At 41.6% G+C, this 15,996-nt stretch carries 16 protein-coding genes; 7 read left to right on the top strand and 9 right to left on the bottom strand.

Going from position 1 to position 15,996, the window contains the following annotated elements; genetic code table 11:
* Positions 1-164 precede the first annotated feature (164 nt).
* Together ACZ427_RS03095 and ACZ427_RS03090 are read left to right on the top strand one after the other, a co-directional pair.
* A complete protein-coding gene (locus ACZ427_RS03095; protein WP_461178257.1) occupies positions 165-1,409 on the top strand; it encodes an MFS transporter in 1,245 nt (414 codons plus the stop codon).
* Between the two features lie 15 nt (positions 1,410-1,424).
* Positions 1,425-2,870, top strand: a complete 1,446-nt coding sequence (locus ACZ427_RS03090; RefSeq protein WP_461178256.1) for a glycoside hydrolase family 32 protein — start codon at positions 1,425-1,427, stop codon at positions 2,868-2,870.
* 49 nt (positions 2,871-2,919) lie between these two features.
* Here ACZ427_RS03090 and ACZ427_RS03085 read toward each other — a convergent pair whose 3' ends face one another.
* The 7 genes from ACZ427_RS03085 to ACZ427_RS03055 form a co-directional block, all read right to left on the bottom strand.
* A complete protein-coding gene (locus ACZ427_RS03085) occupies positions 2,920-3,915 on the bottom strand; it encodes a LacI family DNA-binding transcriptional regulator (protein ID WP_461178255.1) in 996 nt (331 codons plus the stop codon).
* 173 nt (positions 3,916-4,088) lie between these two features.
* Positions 4,089-4,583: a PTS sugar transporter subunit IIA gene (locus ACZ427_RS03080; protein ID WP_461178254.1), complete on the bottom strand. Its 495-nt coding sequence runs from the start codon at positions 4,581-4,583 to the stop codon at positions 4,089-4,091.
* A gap of 24 nt (positions 4,584-4,607) precedes the next feature.
* Positions 4,608-6,056, bottom strand: coding sequence for a glycoside hydrolase family 32 protein (locus ACZ427_RS03075; protein ID WP_461178253.1), 1,449 nt, complete (start codon positions 6,054-6,056; stop codon positions 4,608-4,610).
* Positions 6,057-6,103: 47 nt separating this feature from the next.
* Positions 6,104-7,501: a sucrose-specific PTS transporter subunit IIBC gene (locus tag ACZ427_RS03070; RefSeq protein WP_461178252.1), complete on the bottom strand. Its 1,398-nt coding sequence runs from the start codon at positions 7,499-7,501 to the stop codon at positions 6,104-6,106.
* 193 nt (positions 7,502-7,694) lie between these two features.
* A complete protein-coding gene (locus tag ACZ427_RS03065) occupies positions 7,695-8,681 on the bottom strand; it encodes a LacI family DNA-binding transcriptional regulator (protein ID WP_461178251.1) in 987 nt (328 codons plus the stop codon).
* A gap of 201 nt (positions 8,682-8,882) precedes the next feature.
* A complete protein-coding gene (locus ACZ427_RS03060) occupies positions 8,883-9,185 on the bottom strand; it encodes an AtuA-related protein (protein WP_461178250.1) in 303 nt (100 codons plus the stop codon).
* On the bottom strand, positions 9,182-9,379 hold the full coding sequence (locus tag ACZ427_RS03055) for a hypothetical protein (RefSeq protein ID WP_461178249.1): 198 nt from the start codon (positions 9,377-9,379) through the stop codon (positions 9,182-9,184). The genes ACZ427_RS03060 and ACZ427_RS03055 overlap by 4 nt, the downstream gene beginning before the upstream one ends.
* A gap of 28 nt (positions 9,380-9,407) precedes the next feature.
* Between ACZ427_RS03055 and ACZ427_RS03050 the strand changes: the two genes are divergently transcribed.
* From ACZ427_RS03050 to ACZ427_RS03030, 5 genes are all read left to right on the top strand, one after another.
* Positions 9,408-9,545: a hypothetical protein gene (locus ACZ427_RS03050; protein ID WP_461178248.1), complete on the top strand. Its 138-nt coding sequence runs from the start codon at positions 9,408-9,410 to the stop codon at positions 9,543-9,545.
* Between the two features lie 180 nt (positions 9,546-9,725).
* Entirely contained in the window at positions 9,726-11,681 is a 1,956-nt protein-coding gene (locus tag ACZ427_RS03045; RefSeq protein ID WP_461178247.1) for an SEC-C metal-binding domain-containing protein, read from the top strand.
* Between the two features lie 595 nt (positions 11,682-12,276).
* A complete protein-coding gene (locus ACZ427_RS03040; RefSeq protein WP_464883523.1) occupies positions 12,277-12,471 on the top strand; it encodes a hypothetical protein in 195 nt (64 codons plus the stop codon).
* A complete protein-coding gene (locus ACZ427_RS03035) occupies positions 12,468-12,650 on the top strand; it encodes a hypothetical protein (RefSeq protein WP_461178245.1) in 183 nt (60 codons plus the stop codon). Before ACZ427_RS03040 ends, ACZ427_RS03035 begins: the two co-directional genes overlap by 4 nt.
* A 237-nt stretch (positions 12,651-12,887) precedes the next feature.
* Positions 12,888-13,706, top strand: a complete 819-nt coding sequence (locus ACZ427_RS03030; protein ID WP_461178244.1) for a hypothetical protein — start codon at positions 12,888-12,890, stop codon at positions 13,704-13,706.
* Here the strand turns inward: ACZ427_RS03030 and ACZ427_RS03025 are convergent.
* Complete coding sequence (locus ACZ427_RS03025) at positions 13,683-13,892, bottom strand: heavy-metal-associated domain-containing protein (RefSeq protein WP_461178243.1); 210 nt, start codon at positions 13,890-13,892, stop codon at positions 13,683-13,685. The genes ACZ427_RS03030 and ACZ427_RS03025 overlap by 24 nt on opposite strands.
* Before the next feature lie 77 nt (positions 13,893-13,969).
* Entirely contained in the window at positions 13,970-15,895 is a 1,926-nt protein-coding gene (locus ACZ427_RS03020; RefSeq protein ID WP_461178242.1) for a heavy metal translocating P-type ATPase, read from the bottom strand.
* Between the last annotated feature and the right edge of the window lie 101 nt (positions 15,896-15,996).

Below are 15,996 nucleotides of genomic sequence, written 5' to 3'. Positions count from 1 at the left end.
CACACAACTGTCTTCAAATATTTCAATCATTTTTAGTGTTTTGGTCGTTGACAGTTATATTGAAATCGTTTAAACTATCACGTAATCGATTACGTAAACGATTAACTTTTTTTACTATTATATCCTAAATCACAAAAAAATTAAACAAAAATGGAGGGAAAAACATGCAAACTTTCACCAACAGTAAGTATTGGTTTTCTTCAGGCTATTTATTCCTATTCTTTATCACCTGGTCAATTTGGTGGTCCTTTTATGCGATTTGGCTAAATAACACACTAGGGTTAAGCGGTGCTCAAGTTGGAACCGTTTACTCTTTCAATTCATTTAGTGCATTGCTATTCATGTTATTTTATGGGGTTATACAGGATAAATTAGGAACGAAAAAGCATTTAATATGGTTTCAAAGTATTGTCCTGATTTTCATTGGTCCTTTTCTGATTTATGTATATGAGCCCTTGCTAGTTTCTAACTTTTATCTTGGTGCAATATTAGGTTCTATTTATTTAGGTGCAGGTTTTGTTGCAGGTGCTGGATTTCTTGAATCCTATACCGAAAAAATCAGCCGTAAATATAATTTTGAATTTGGAAAATCGAGAATGTGGGGTTCTCTGGGTTATGCTGTTGCTGCATTTGGCGCCGGGACACTACTAAGCATCAATCCACATATTAACTTTTGGTTGGCTTCTGCTGCGGGTGTTCTCTTTTTTATTTTGAATTTTTTCTTCAAAGTAGATATATCAGATCAGGAAGAAAAAGATACAAGTAATATTTCAAAGAAAGATATAGCCTTCATCTTTAAAAGTAAAGTGTTCTGGTTTCTATTAATCTATTTATTTGGCACTGTTTGTATCTATACTGTATATGACCAACAATTATTTCCTGTATACTTTGTTGACCAATTTGCTGATGAAGCAACAGGAAATCAGATATATGGATATTTGAACTCCTTCCAGGTGTTTGTAGAAGCCCTTTTCTTATTCCTCGCACCGTTTATTGTTAATAAAATCGGTGTGAAGCAATCATTAGTGCTAGCAGGTAGTGTGATGGCTTTTCGTATTGTTGGCTCTGCTGCTGTATCCAGTGCAATTGGAATATCTTTTATGAAGTTACTACATGCTGTGGAGCTTCCAATCCTGTTAATTGGGGTATTTAAATATATTTCAATGAATTTCGATGCTAGAATGTCTGCAACTGTTTATTTGGTTGGATTTAAGGTATCAAGTGAAATTGGAGTTATCTTCTTCTCATCAATAGTTGGGTATTTATATGACTTGACCACCTATGAAACCACATTCTATATTCTCGGCACTATTGTCGTTCTATTTGTGATTACATCAATATTCACACTCAACAAAGATAAAAAAGCTATTCCAGAAAATAAAACTGATTTATACCAAAATATTAATTAAGGGAGAGTTATTATAATGAGTTTTCATGACAATCAAATAGAAAAAGCTAATACATTTATAGAAAAAAAATTAAAACAAAATGAAGCAAGAATTTATCAGCCTGTCTATCATTTTACGGCTCCAGTTGGGTGGCTGAATGATCCAAACGGTTTAATTCAGCATAAAGGTATCTATCACTTATTTTATCAATTCCATCCTTACTCAGAAGATTGGGGGCCCATGCACTGGGGTCATGCAACTAGCACTGATTTGGTCCATTGGCAACACCAACCTGTTGCACTTGCTCCTTCCGAGGACTATGACCTAGGCAAATCTGAAGAAGGGTATGGTTGTTTCTCCGGCAGTGCAGTGGTAAAAGATGATAAACTATTCCTGCTATTCACCGGACATATAGATAGTAAAAATCCAAAGGAAGTACAGTGTCTTGCAACAACAGAAGATGGAATTCATTTTGAGAAACATCCAGCAAATCCTATAATAGCTAAACCTCCACATTCATTGAGCACCGATTTTCGCGATCCTAAGGTTTGGCTATATGGAGACAATTGGTATATGGTAGTTGGATCAAGTAAATCTAATTATGGAGGGGCTGCTTTATATAAATCGGATGATTTAATAACTTGGGAATATTGCGGACTTGTTGCTGAAAGTGATGGTACTTTAGGCGATATGTGGGAATGTCCTGATCTATTCCCTATACAGGACAAACACGCTTTAATTGTGTCCCCAATGAATATGGAAAATGGTAAAAATATCATTCAGGTTGGTGACATGGATTACGAAAAACAACGTTTTACGAAAGATTATTTTGTGGAAGTCGATGAAGGATTTGATTTCTACGCAGCTCAAACATTTCTAGATGAAAAAGGACGACGCATCTTAATTGCTTGGATGGATCAATGGGAGACAGAATTTCCAACAAAAGAAGAAGGTTGGGCAGGAGCTATGACTGTACCAAGGGAAATCAAATTAAATAAAGAAGGAGAAATACGTTTTCACCCAGTAGAAGAATTAAACGTTTTACGTAAAACAGTGGAAAAGCATAGCGGATTGGAATTCTCAAGGCTATTTTCACCTGAAACGAGAGGACAAGCGCTCGAAATTAAATCAACTTTCGACCTTTCCAAAACAAACAGTGAAACATTTGGAATCAATGTTCTAAAATCCGAGGATGGAGAAGAATTTACGGAAATTAAATACAGTTCCAGCACAGGCAAAATTACAGTTGATTTAAATAAAGCGGGACAAGTTTCAGGTATTGCGTTGGCAGAAATAGAAAAAAGTGAAGAACTACTGCTTCACATATACATCGACCGCTGTTCAGTAGAACTATTCATTAATAATGGAGAAAAAGTTATTACGAACCGGGTTTATCCAAACAACAGCAGTGATAAAATTGAATTTTTTGGAGGAGAAAATGTACATGTGAAAGAACTGAATATATGGGGGCTTGAAAAATAATTATTTAGGCAAAAGCAGACAGTCTGTTATTTAAAACTGTCTGCTTTCCTTATGTAGATTCTCGTTCGGTTAGCACAGGCTGCAAAACGGTTTGTTTCACCTTTTTATCCGGTGACTGAATACGATCAAGAATCATATTGGCCGCTTCGATTCCCATCTCATATGCAGGTTGATCAACTACCGTTAGTGGGGGCGAAACAATTTTTGTCCATTCAAAATTATCGAATGCAATGACAGCAATTTCTTCTGGGACTGAGATATTATTTTCTCTAAGATAATATATGATCCCTGTTGCCACTTCATTATTCGCTACAAATACAGCGTCCAAATCATATAAGACCATTTGATTAGCCAACTTATACCCACTTTCATATGTAGGTTCTCCAATAAATATGATTTCTTCTACGTTTGGTTCATTTTGCTGTGCATCACGATATGCAGCTAATCTTTGTTTTGCTGTACTGATAGATAAGTCTGCACCCGCATAACCAATACGCTTATAACCTTTTCTCTTTAAATACTTCATTGCATCAAGCACGCCCTGATAGGAATCAATAGATACAGAATCACACTCATTTCCAGCTGGAATACGGTCAATTAAGACGATCGGATGGTCTTTGATAATATATTCCTTAAGTTTTTGAAATTCATTACAGGTAGAAGCAAGGATAATACCATCGGTGATTTGATCATTTAATAGCTGTAATTGCTCTATTTCATGTTTTAAATCTTCCTTTGAATTACTGATAATAACGTGATATCCATATTTCCTAAGCGTCTCTTCTATTCCTTCTGCAATCGACATAAAAAAAGCTTTTGATGTATCTTCTTTTCGGACAGGAATGATAAACCCAATTGTATATGTTTTTGTACTTCTTAAACTGCGAGCTGCATGATTTGGCCGGTAATTTAATTGCTTCATTACCTCTAAAACTCGTACAGTCGTTTCCTCCGACACATATCTGGTTTTATTAATAACATGAGAAACAGTAGCTGTAGAGACACCGGCAGCTAGAGCAACGTCTTTAATTTTAGGCTGCGACAACGATGTTCACCTCCTTAGTACCGATATTATAACATTCATCATGTTACATTTGAAAAAAGTCATCTGTACATCATAACAGTTAATTATATAATATCGGTATTTCACATAAAAAGGTACCCTACAAAAAATCAGAAAGGAAAGCCTGTCACATCAACAAGCTTTCCCTCCCCCATCTACTTCTTCACTACAACTATTTCATCCTGCCCGGCAGTAACTTCTTTTATATCTTTCACTGAGATCTCACTCATATCATCCGTATTCGTCACAATCATCGGGGTAACTGTGTCCTTCGCTTTTTCCCCAATCACCTGAAGATCACAGGTAATCAGTTTATCACCCTGTTTCACACGGTCACCTTCACCGACATGTGCAGTGAAGCCTTCGCCGTCCAGGCTTACGGTTTCCAGACCAATGTGGATCATGATTTCTGCACCATTATCAGCCATGATTCCAACTGCATGTTTCGTCGGAAATACCTGTACAATCTTGCCATCAACCGGTGCAACAACTTCACCGTTGGATGGTTTCACTGCTATCCCATCACCCATCATTTTTTGTGAAAACACAGGATCAGGTACATCTTCCAATGCCACTACTTCTCCACTCACTGGAGCAACTAGTGAAATATCCGTTACTTCTTCTTTTTTCTTGAAAAGTTTTCCAAACATTATCCCATCTCCCATTTCAGTAAATTAATATTCAAAAACACGCCCTAATTTCCATTTTGTCACATCCAACTGAACCGTTCCATTGTGAGCAGCAAATGAAATTCCCTCAGCACCCGGATGATCGAACACCCTTGATGTAAACACTTTTTCGCCGTCATTAACAAAAATTTCAATCGAGGAAATATCTTTAAAAATACGAATAGCCGCTATATCTTCCAGCTTACAATGCCTGCGTTCTCTAGCGCCTTTTCCGTCGAGTCTTTCTCTTTCAAATGTGAACACTTTTGCCTTCATGTCATAAATGATTCGGCTGGAGGAACCAATTTTAACAAAGAAAACATCGGCATCCAACGCGTTCACGGTTATTTCCAATTCAAATACATTCCCTTGAATTTCAGGGAGCTCCACGTCTCCATCAATTATTATATCTTCATTTCGGATCTCATCATAACGCAGTCTCCGAAGTTCTTCTGCAGGATGCTGCAACAATTTCCCGTTTTTCCATGCGAGTTCCCTTGGAATTGTTAATGCATGGATCCATTCATGCTCAACGGTTGGCTGAATCACATCTTCTTCAGCATTTCCCATCCATCCAATTAAGATTCTCCGGCCAGTTTCATCTTCCATCGTCTGAGGTGCATAGAAATCAAACCCACGGTCCAGTTCCACGAAAGAATCATGATCGAAAGTAATGGCCTCATAATTAACCGAACCGGCAAAATACCCTGATTGATAGATGTTATTAAACGCATATCCTTTGGCCGAAAGACCTTGTGGGCAAACGACTAAAATATCTTTCCCGTCCACTTCAAATAAATCCGGGCATTCCCACATATAGCCAAACTCTCCAAGATTGTGCCGGCCGCTTCCAATTAACGGTCCTTCAAAGCGCCATGTCTCAAGATCACAAGAAGTATAGACAACAACCTCTCCCTGGACTTTTTCTGTTTGGGCTCCAATTACCATGTACCACTTATCCTTCTCATGAAACACTTTTGGGTCACGAAAATGTGCGTTATACCCTTCTGGCACATGAATGACCGGCCCCTTCTTCTCAAAATGGATACCATCATCGGATATTGCCAAACATTGGTAGGACTTTCGATTTCCCTTTTTATCTTTTACATTCCCTGTATAGAAAACATACAATCTATCATTATAAACGACCGCACTTCCGGAATAACAGCCATTTTTGTCATACCACCTATCTGGAGCCAGTGCGACAGGTGCTTCCTTCCAGTGAACCAGATTATCTGAGATATAATGTCCCCAGAATTTGGCCCCATGTTCTGTCACAAAGGGATTCCACTGAAAGAAAACATGATACTGCCCCTTATAAAACACAAATCCATTGGGATCGTTCAACAGGCCAACAGGTGGCATCATATGATAATGCAGACGATATGGGTCACTTGCTACTACTTCCTTATATTCATCGATTCTGTCGTAAACATTTTTATATTTTTCCAACATATACGAACTCCTATATGAAGACAGGCGAAGGATCTCACCTATCATGTTTATTTATTTTCTTCCAATTGCTTATCTGAAAAACCAAACACCCATGTCAGCGCAAATGCAACACCAATCGCAATCACGTTAACAAGCAAGTATTGAAGGATTTGTCCATCCAGGTATAACAGTGTCCCGGGAATAACCGTAATCGCCATACCTGTCCCTTTTAACCCCATGATGGAAGCGGCAAAACCACCCGCTGCACCACCAATCAATCCCATGAAAAATGGCCTGACATATCTAAGATTCACACCGAAAATCGCCGGTTCTGTAATCCCCAGAAATGCGGATATGGAAGATGGGAAGGACAATGCTTTCAGTTTTTTCGATTTCGTTTTCATTGCAACAGCAAGCGTTGCCCCGCCCTGTGCTGCGGTAGATGCAGTGATGATCGCATTGAATGGGTTATTCCCAAAGTTCTCAAGCAGTTGAATTTCCAACAGGTTGAAAATATGATGAACACCTGTGATTACAATCAATTGATGGAAAAAGCCAATCAACAGACCTGCCAAACCAAATGGCAACTCCAATACAGCAACGGTGCCCTGCAATATATAATCCTCTACCACATGGAAAATCGGTCCGATCACAAATAATGCGGCAGTAATCATAATGAGTAAGGTCAAGAATGGTGTGACAATCAAATCCAATGATTCCGGCACACGTTTGCGAATCACTTTTTCCAGTTTTGCCCCGATAATACCGGCAATAAATGCTGGCAATACGGAGCCCTGATAACCGACAACCGGGATAAATCCAAAGAATATCAGCGGATCAGCACCTTCTGCCACACCCCAGGCGTTCGGCAAAGATGGACTAACAAGCATCAATCCGAGTACAACACCAATAATCGGAGTTCCACCAAACACGCGGAATGTTGACCAGGCAACCAATGCTGGCAGGAACACAAACGCTGTATCTGTCAAGATTTCCGTGAATAACAGAAAGTTATCGGAAATATCAGCAGGTGTAAGGCCAAACAATGCAAGCACCTGCTCCTGCATCACCAGGCCGCGCAGTCCCATGAATAGCCCTGTCGCAACAAGTACGGGAATAATTGGAACAAAGACATCGCCTAATGTACGGATCGAACGTTGCAATCTGTTCCCTTTTTTCGCGGTCTTTTCTTTCTGTTCTTCCTTTGAAACGCTATTTACATCGAGTTTCTCCACCTCTTCGTACACCCGATTAACCGTCCCTGTACCAAAAATAACCTGATATTGCCCAGAATTAAAAAAGGCACCTTTTACTTTATCCAGATCTTCTACCTTTTCTTTATTAATTTTTTCTTCATCATTTACAATAAATCTCAAACGCGTCGCACAATGTGTTACTGATGAGATATTGTCCGTACCGCCGACAGCTTCAATCAAATCTTTTGCAATCCTCTTGTTTTCGGACATATTACTTCACTCCCCGCCTTTTATGTATTTTTGTGGTATCGATTCCACATTGATTAATAAATAATTGCTGTTTCAGAAGTGGAATCGATCCCATATTGTTTAAAAATATTTTAAATCCCTCAGTATTTGAATGGGTGTGTGGGACCGATTCCACATTGTTAAAAAAGAGAGTATGGTATCGATTCCACCTTCATCATACACTATCTCGGATGATGAGTCTACCATCCAGAATTATTTTTTCTTGTATTTTTTGTGAATGAATACGCGCTAAAATCTGTCTGGCAGCCTCTATACCAGCTTTTTCATTTTGATAGTCAACCGTTGTCAGCGGTGGATCAATATACTGTGACATTTCCGATGCACCTATCCCGGCAATCGCCATTTCCCCTGGAATTTGAATGCCTTGCTCCTTCAAATAACTCATCGCCCCAATTGCCAACCTGTCCGTGACGGCAATAGTCGCTGTCGGCCGGTGCGGGGAATCCGAAATAATCCGCTCCATCGACGCATGTCCAGAATCAATATCAAAAACTCCCTGCTGGACCCAATCATTTTCAACCGGCAGATGATGTGCCGCCATCTCATTAAGGAATCCCTTTTTACGCAGGTACCCTACTGCATGATCGGTTTCGTCCACGCCAATAAAAGCAATTTTTTCATGCCCTTTTCCTATAAGAAAGGAAGTTAATTCGCTGGCCGCATGATAATCGTCATAGCTGACACACATCACTTCTTCCGATTTCTGGCCAATCATTACAACCGGGATGTCAGTTTGCTTTATTTTTTCAATTAATTTCTGTTCGGTATTCGTTGCAATCAGGATAATTCCATCCACCTGCCTCATTTTCAGCAAATCCAGATACTCCAATTCCTTCTCTTTATCCAAATTCGTATTAGCAAGCAAAATCTGATAGCCATGCCTTTCCAATTCTTTCCCCAGACCGGTCACGATCCTGCTCGGCGTTTCCGTTTGAATGGTTGGCAAAATCACCCCAATGACCTTCGTCTTCTTCGTCCGGAGAGATTTCGCATATTCACTGGGCACATACCCTGTTTCCTCTATAACCTTCTCCACCCGTTTTCTCGCATCTTCACTCACATATCCAGAATTATTCAATACCCTGGAAACCGTGGAACGGGATACATTCGCCATTTCAGCTATATCTTTGATTGTTACCAACGCCATCTCCTCCAGACTAAAAATTTATGTCTATTATAGTATAGAGGAATTTGGGCAGTGTTTCATCCATCAATTAATTTTCATTTATCTAGTGAGCGCAGGGGGACGCAGGGACAGGTCCATTGTCCCTATATCAAGCGAGCGCAGGACCGCACGGCATGAATGCCGTTCCCCACAGCGCGGAAGCTTCACTCAACACAATCACTTAATCTCCATCTCCAGCAAGGCACTGCTTAACGTCTTACCATGTGTATCCATCGCAAGCGAGGTTGTAACGCCTCCTAACAGGCTTTCATAACAGACAAAGTTGAATGCCTTAATATTAGGTAATTCATAGCGAACTACCTCACCCTTTATGATATCCCGCAAATGATTTTTCACTGTTTCCGGGGTAACTTTTTCCCTAAGCCAGTCATAGTCTGCTTCCTTGTATGGAACCAGAGAAAGATTTACAATATCTCCTTTATCTCCTGCACGGCTGTGAGCAACTTCAAATAGTTTCAATTGTCCTCTCCCCCTTCTTCTTCTCGCTTCCATTCCTTCAAATGTACTTGCGGGGAAACTTTTTCCCTTTCGATGAAAGTGGACAGAACACCAATGGATTCGGAAACCTTTTTCCGCGCTCCTCCCCCAGCAGATGGTCCATTCAGATAGAGAGCTTCCACTTCTTCACCAATCCATTTTTTCGAATGATTCATGTGATGTGCACCGACTCGAGGGGGGGCGATGTTTCGAATGATTCGAGTGATGCTCGCTGACTCGCAGGCGATGTTTCGAATGATTCAAGCGATGCGCACTGACTCGATGGTGATGTTTCGAATGATTCGAGCGATGCGCACCGACTCGAAGGTGATGTTCCACTAGATTCAAGCGATGAACACCGACTCGGGGGACGATGTGCCGACCAATCAAAAGCACCAGATCAATTTGACCGCAAACCTCTGCTGGGACAAGGAACCTGTCCCCTCGTCCCTCTTCCTTGAATAATTCGCCATTTTATCCCATAATAAAAAATAAATATTCTCATATTAAAGGTGGGTGTCTATGAATAAGGTAGGAAGAAATGAGCCTTGTCCATGCGGAAGTGGGAAAAAGTATAAGAAATGCTGCGGTGCTTCAAATGTCGTTGAAATCACCCCCGACCTTTACAATACTGAATTAGCCAACTTACATGCAAAGCTTCTTGATGTGGCATTTGAAGAATATCCTCACATTATTAGCAAGGTTTTCGAGCAAAATCCGCAGCCGGAATTAATGGATAATCAGGAACGATTGGATTCTTATATGGCTGGAATTAGTAGCTGGGTAATTATGAATGAACCTGTCCAACAGGATGGCCAAACCATTTTTGACATTTTTTATAAAAGAAAGCAGAAAAAAATCAAGCATTCCAGAACAAGGAATACCTTAGCTGAATGGGGTGGCAGAACGCCAGCTGTCTATGAAATCATTTCAATCAGTGATGAGCCCAGTGAAATGGCCCGCGTACAGGATATGTTGACAGGCAGCGTATACAGTGTTCCATTCTCAGAAGAAGATGATTTTAAGGAAGGAAATCTGGGTGTAGGAATACTAATCCCATTTGTTCAGCATCATGAATTCCTCTTTACCATGATTGAATTGCAGGGGATAAATCGTGAAGTTATGGAGCTTGCTGAGGAATATGGAGAAGAAGGACTTGTAGAAGATTTTCCTGACTTCTTAGCGGAGGCACTGACTGTTAACATCGATACTTTCAACATAGAATGGCGCAATCAGCAGGATGAAGCGGTTGCCAACCTTTTTACAGATCATATGCAAAGTAAAGATGTCGATGATGAAATAATCACAACCGGTGTGTTCATTTGGAACGCTTATTGTCATATGAATAGCCCTGTCATCAAGAAACCGGCTGCCTTTGCAGCTGCACTGGAATATTTGATGTACAATAGTTTTTATCCGGACGGCTATGTTACCCAAAAGCAAGTCGCCGAAGAATATGGAACAACTTCGGGCACTGTATCCCAAAAAGTACGTCAGCTTGAGAATTCAATCGACAATGAAATGGCTGATGAGATAGGGAAAATAATAGGAAATGACTTAGAGGATCTCATTGATGCTACGGTGGATTCAGAGAACATTGAAGATTTCCAAAAGCCCCAGATGGAGCTTGAGCAAACAATGAATGATCTGCAAAAGGTGCTAGAAGAACAGGGTTTTGAATCCGAAGAAGATGTGAAGCAATTTTTAAATGAAGTAATGGAAAGTCAGCAACTGCCTAAACCTGCTTCTACATCGCCGCGCGACCTGGCGCAGGACAAGCTTTACGAGGCTCAACAGACCAATAGAGCGAATAAACGCAAGAAGCTTGTGGAAGAAGCACTGGATATTTACCCAAACAGCCCGGATGCTTATGCGATAATGGCGGCAGATGCAACAACGATAAATGATCAGTACCAATTCTTCCATCAGGCAGTTATTGCCGGGGAAAAGGATTTAGGGAAAGATTTCTTCAGAGAGAACAAAGGTCATTTCTGGCTAATGACCGAAACCCGGCCTTACATGCGGGCAAAAGCGTCCTTTGCAGAAGTCTGTCATACACTAGGGGACACGGAATCAACCCTCGCACATTATGAAGAATTACTGGAGCTCAATCCGAATGACAATCAGGGAATTCGCTATCAGCTGTTCCCGCTCTACCTGGAAACAGAAGAATATGATGAGGCAAAAGAATTACTCAAACAATTTGAAGGGGATATCTCAGCAAATTTTCTTTTCAATCATGCGCTGCTGCACTATTTCACAATGGGGATTACTTCCAAAACAAAAACCTTGTTAAAAGAAGCCACGAAACAGAACCCCTATGTAAAAGATTATTTGACAGGAAAAAAAGCCATCCCAGAACAGCAACTCGACTTCATCGGCTTAGGCGACGAAAACGAAGCGATTGCCTATGCACAGGAACATATTCATCTTTGGAGCGGCGAGGAAGAATTATTGAAAGAATTGCAGCAGATATAATATTCATCGATTATCCTAAAAAGCCGCCCTTCATTAATATGGATGCTTATATCCACATTAATGAAGGGCGGCTTTTTGCTGTAAGCTGAAAATTGGGGTGCGGGCGCAGTACTTTTGGACTGAGCGCAGGACCTCGGGGTATGAACACAGAACTTGTGGGGCTGAGCGCTGAACCTCGGGCCTATGCGCAGAACTTTTAGGACATGAACGCAAGACCATGCGGATTGAACGCAGAACCCTGCAACGTAAGCGTAGAACGACAGGCTGACGGGCTTTGGTATAGAAAGCTTGTTCTCAGCACCCTGGTCATTTGGCGATATATAATTAAAAAATAAATATACCCATTCGCGCAATACTATGAGCAGCTTCTCCATACTCTATAGGCGTTTGTTCAGTCATGTTACTTCTACTCCCTTTTATCTCGTAATTTATATGCGATTTTAGCAAGCTGAAAAGTTTCAATTTTCTAAACTAACTTTATTGTGTTTTGGTTGCTAGTAAATAGCTTAAGAAACAGATAATGATCACCTCATCATGCGACAATTTTCGTAGCCTAAACGATTAACATGAGGTATAATATCTGAAGAGAGGTGAAATGATGACCAAGGATGAATTTAATCATATAGAGAAACGTTTTGACAAATTAGAAGGCATGATAGGACAGTTAATTAAGACTGTGGGCACCATAATGGAGGAACAAACCTCTATGAAACATGAGATCAGCTCTATTAAAGATGATCAAGCTTCTATGAAAACTGATCTTACTTCCAAGATGAACAAACTTCTATGAAAACTGATCTTACTTTCATGAAAGATGAGCAAACTTCTATGAAAAAAGAAAATGAGACACGACATGCGGAAGTCATGGAACAATTACGTGCATATAAAGCAGACAATGACCTTCTTTGGGATAGAACCACCAAAAATGAACGGGAGATTGGAATTGTTAAAAAGCTATACGGCTTTTAATCATGTACTAAACTAAAATCTTCCTTTTATTCTACTTCGCTTACAAATAACTTCACAAATTTTTTCAAATAATTTTACGCCCCGTTATCATGCCTCTGATTAATCAGTTTGCGCACGTATAGCGGGGTTATTTATGCGCACTGACTCGAGGGTGATGTTCCATAAGATTCGGGTGATGCTCACTGGCCCGAGGGTGATGTTACATAAGATTCAGGTGAAGCTCACGAACTCGGGGTGATGTTACACAAGATTCGGGTGATGCTCACCGGCTCGAGGGTGATGTTTCATAAGATTCAGGTGATGCTCACCGCCCCGAGGGCGATGTTTCACAAAATTCGGGCGATGCTCACGAACTCGGGGGTGATGTTTCACATGATTCGGGTGATGCGCACTGACTCGGGGGTGATGTTACATAAGATTCGGGTGATGCTCACCGGCTCGAGGGTGATGTTTCATAAGATTCGGCCGATGCGCACCGGCCCGAGGACGATGTTTCACATGATTCAGGTGATGCTCACGAACTCGGGGGTGATGTTTCACATGATTCGGGTGATGCGCACTGACTCGAGGATGATGTTTCATAAGATTCGGCCGATGCTCACCGGCCCGAGGACGATGTTTCACATGATTCAGGTGATGCTCACCGGCCCGAGGGCGATGTTTCACATGATTCGGGTGATGCTCACCGGCTCGAGGGCGATGTTTTACAAGATTCGGGTGATGCTCACCGGCTCGAGGTTGATGTTCCATAAGATTCAGGCGATACTCACCACCCCGAAGGCGATGTTTTGCAAGATTCGGGTGATGCTCACTAACTCAAAGGTGATGTTCTATAAGATTCAGGCGATGCGCACCGGCTCGAGGGTGATGTTCCATAAGATTCAGGCGATGCTCACCACCCCGAAGGCGATGTTTTGCAAGATTCGGGTGATACACGCCGACTCGAGGGTGATGTTCCACAAGATTCAGGTGATGCTCATATCTATACCGCTCCAAAACCAAAAAACCCCACCACAGGCGGGGTTTTTCATATTATGCTGTCACAGGATATCCTAACTTCTCTATCGTTTCCTTCAGTTCATCTGCAGTAACCTGTTCTTCGTTAAACGTTGCTTTTACTTTACTGGAGTTGAACATTACCTTTGCTTCTTCCACGCCATCCATTTTCCCCAGTTTACCTTCAATCTTCTTAATGCAAGATGGGCAAGTTAACGGTTCTAATTGAAATTTTTTTGTGGTCATATCCAATCTCTCCTTTGTTTTATTCTATCTTTATTATAGAAGGTTTTTGCCTTTCATTCCTTGACGCAGATCAAAAATTACGAACTTTGTTTGTGGAGGGACGGTGCTGACTTCCCGCGCCCACCTGGGACAATGAACCTGTCCCTGCGTCCCCCGAATCGGATTAGCCGCATGGCGTTCAGGATAACTAGCAGGACACTTGCTTCATGGATAAACATGCCGGATGCTAGATTGATAATTCCGCCTAAGACGCCTGCGAGTAGGACAAAGACAATGCCGACTGCTAGGAATGTGTTTTGTTTCATGTTGCGGATGGTTGCTTTTGATAAGGAATAAGCGTGTGAGAATTGCATGAGTTTATCTGCCATCAGGACAACATCGGCGGTTTCCATTGAGATGTCGGTTCCGCCCTCCCCCATTGCCAGCCCGATATCTGCGGTAGCAATTGCCGGGGCATCATTGATTCCGTCCCCTGCCATTGCTACCACATGGCCGGATGCTTTCAATTCCTTCACAAATTCTACTTTGTTTTCCGGCAGCAGCTCTGCATGAAATTCATCCAAGCCCAATTGATTGGCGACAAGTTCTGCCGTGTGTCTGTTGTCCCCTGTCAGCATCACAATTTTCTTGATACCATTTTTCCGCATTTGCGCCAATGCCCCTGCTGCATCTTCCCTGATTTGATCAGCGATGGAGAAAATACCAGCAACTTTTCCATCGACGCTTGCGAAAATCGCGGTGTTTCCTAACTTTTCACGGCCAACTGCATACATCTCCACTTCTTTCGGTATTTCAATTGCCTCAGCTTCCATCAATTTGCGGTTCCCAATGGCAAGCACCCGGCCTTCCAATGTGGCAAGGATCCCATTCCCTTTTATTACTTCACCATCTTCTGGTTCCTGATCCATGGCAATGTTTCTTGCTTTTGCTTCTTTTACAATTGTCTGTCCCAAATGGTGTTCGGAAATGGTTTCCGCTTGGGCAACAAGGCTCAATAATGTATCCTCATCTAGTGTGCCAAAGGTTTTAATGTCTGTGACTTCCGGTTTTCCTTTGGTAAGGGTACCGGTTTTATCGAATACGAGGGTGTCCACCTTGGAAAAGTTATCCATGACCTCCCCACCTTTAACAAGCACGCCATTCTTCGCACCATTTCCGATTCCGGCAACGTTAGAAACCGGGGCACCAATGACAAGCGCACCAGGACAAGCAACAACTAAGAAGGTAATTGCCAAGTGAAGATCCCTCGTTATAAGATAGACAAGGATGGATAGTACGACAACGCCCGGTGTGTAAACGTTAGCGAATCTGTCCAGGAACTTCTCGGTTTTTGATTTGGATTCCTGTGCTTCTTCGACCAATTCAATAATCTTGGCAAACGTCGTATCATCGCCCACTTTTTCTGCAACAATTTCAATGTAGCCATGATCAACGATCGTTCCACTGAAAACATTATCCTCTAATCGTTTTGCAGCAGGCACGGATTCCCCTGTGACAGCCGCTTCATTCAAGGAAGCCTGCCCTGTGACAATGCTGCCATCCACCGGGACTTTTCCACCGGAGCGGATAAGCACCCGGTCTCCCTCCACCACATCTTCCACTGGTACGGTCAGCGTTTCACCATCTCTGATAACCGTTGCAACTTGTGGTGCCATATCGACGAGTTCCTTCAAAGATGAACGTGTTTTTTGCAATGTACGTATTTCCAAATAATCCCCGAACATAAACAGGAAGGTAACCACTGCAGATTCAACATATTCCCCGATGAACAGTGCACCAATAACGGCGATTGTTACAAGGAGTTCAATGCTGAAAGCTTTCATGCGTAAGGCCTGAAATGCTTTGATGAAAATCGGTATACCGGCAATGATCGTTGTGACGACCAAAATCGCCTGCCTGACATCATAATACCCTGCGAAATTCGCCAATAATGCCAGAATCAATAAAGCTCCAGCTAAAAAGGTAATTTGCTTTTTGTTTTTATTGATCCATCGAATAAACATAGCTCATCGTCTCCCTTATTCACATGATTTTCGGTGGCCATATCCGAATGAATATATTTTCTTTATGGTTTAATCATAAGCGATTATTGGTGAAATGAAAT

The sequence above is a fragment of the Virgibacillus ainsalahensis genome, assembly GCF_055380755.1.
Note: the sequence above shows the minus strand (reverse complement) of the source record. Positions and strands in the feature narration are given on the sequence as shown.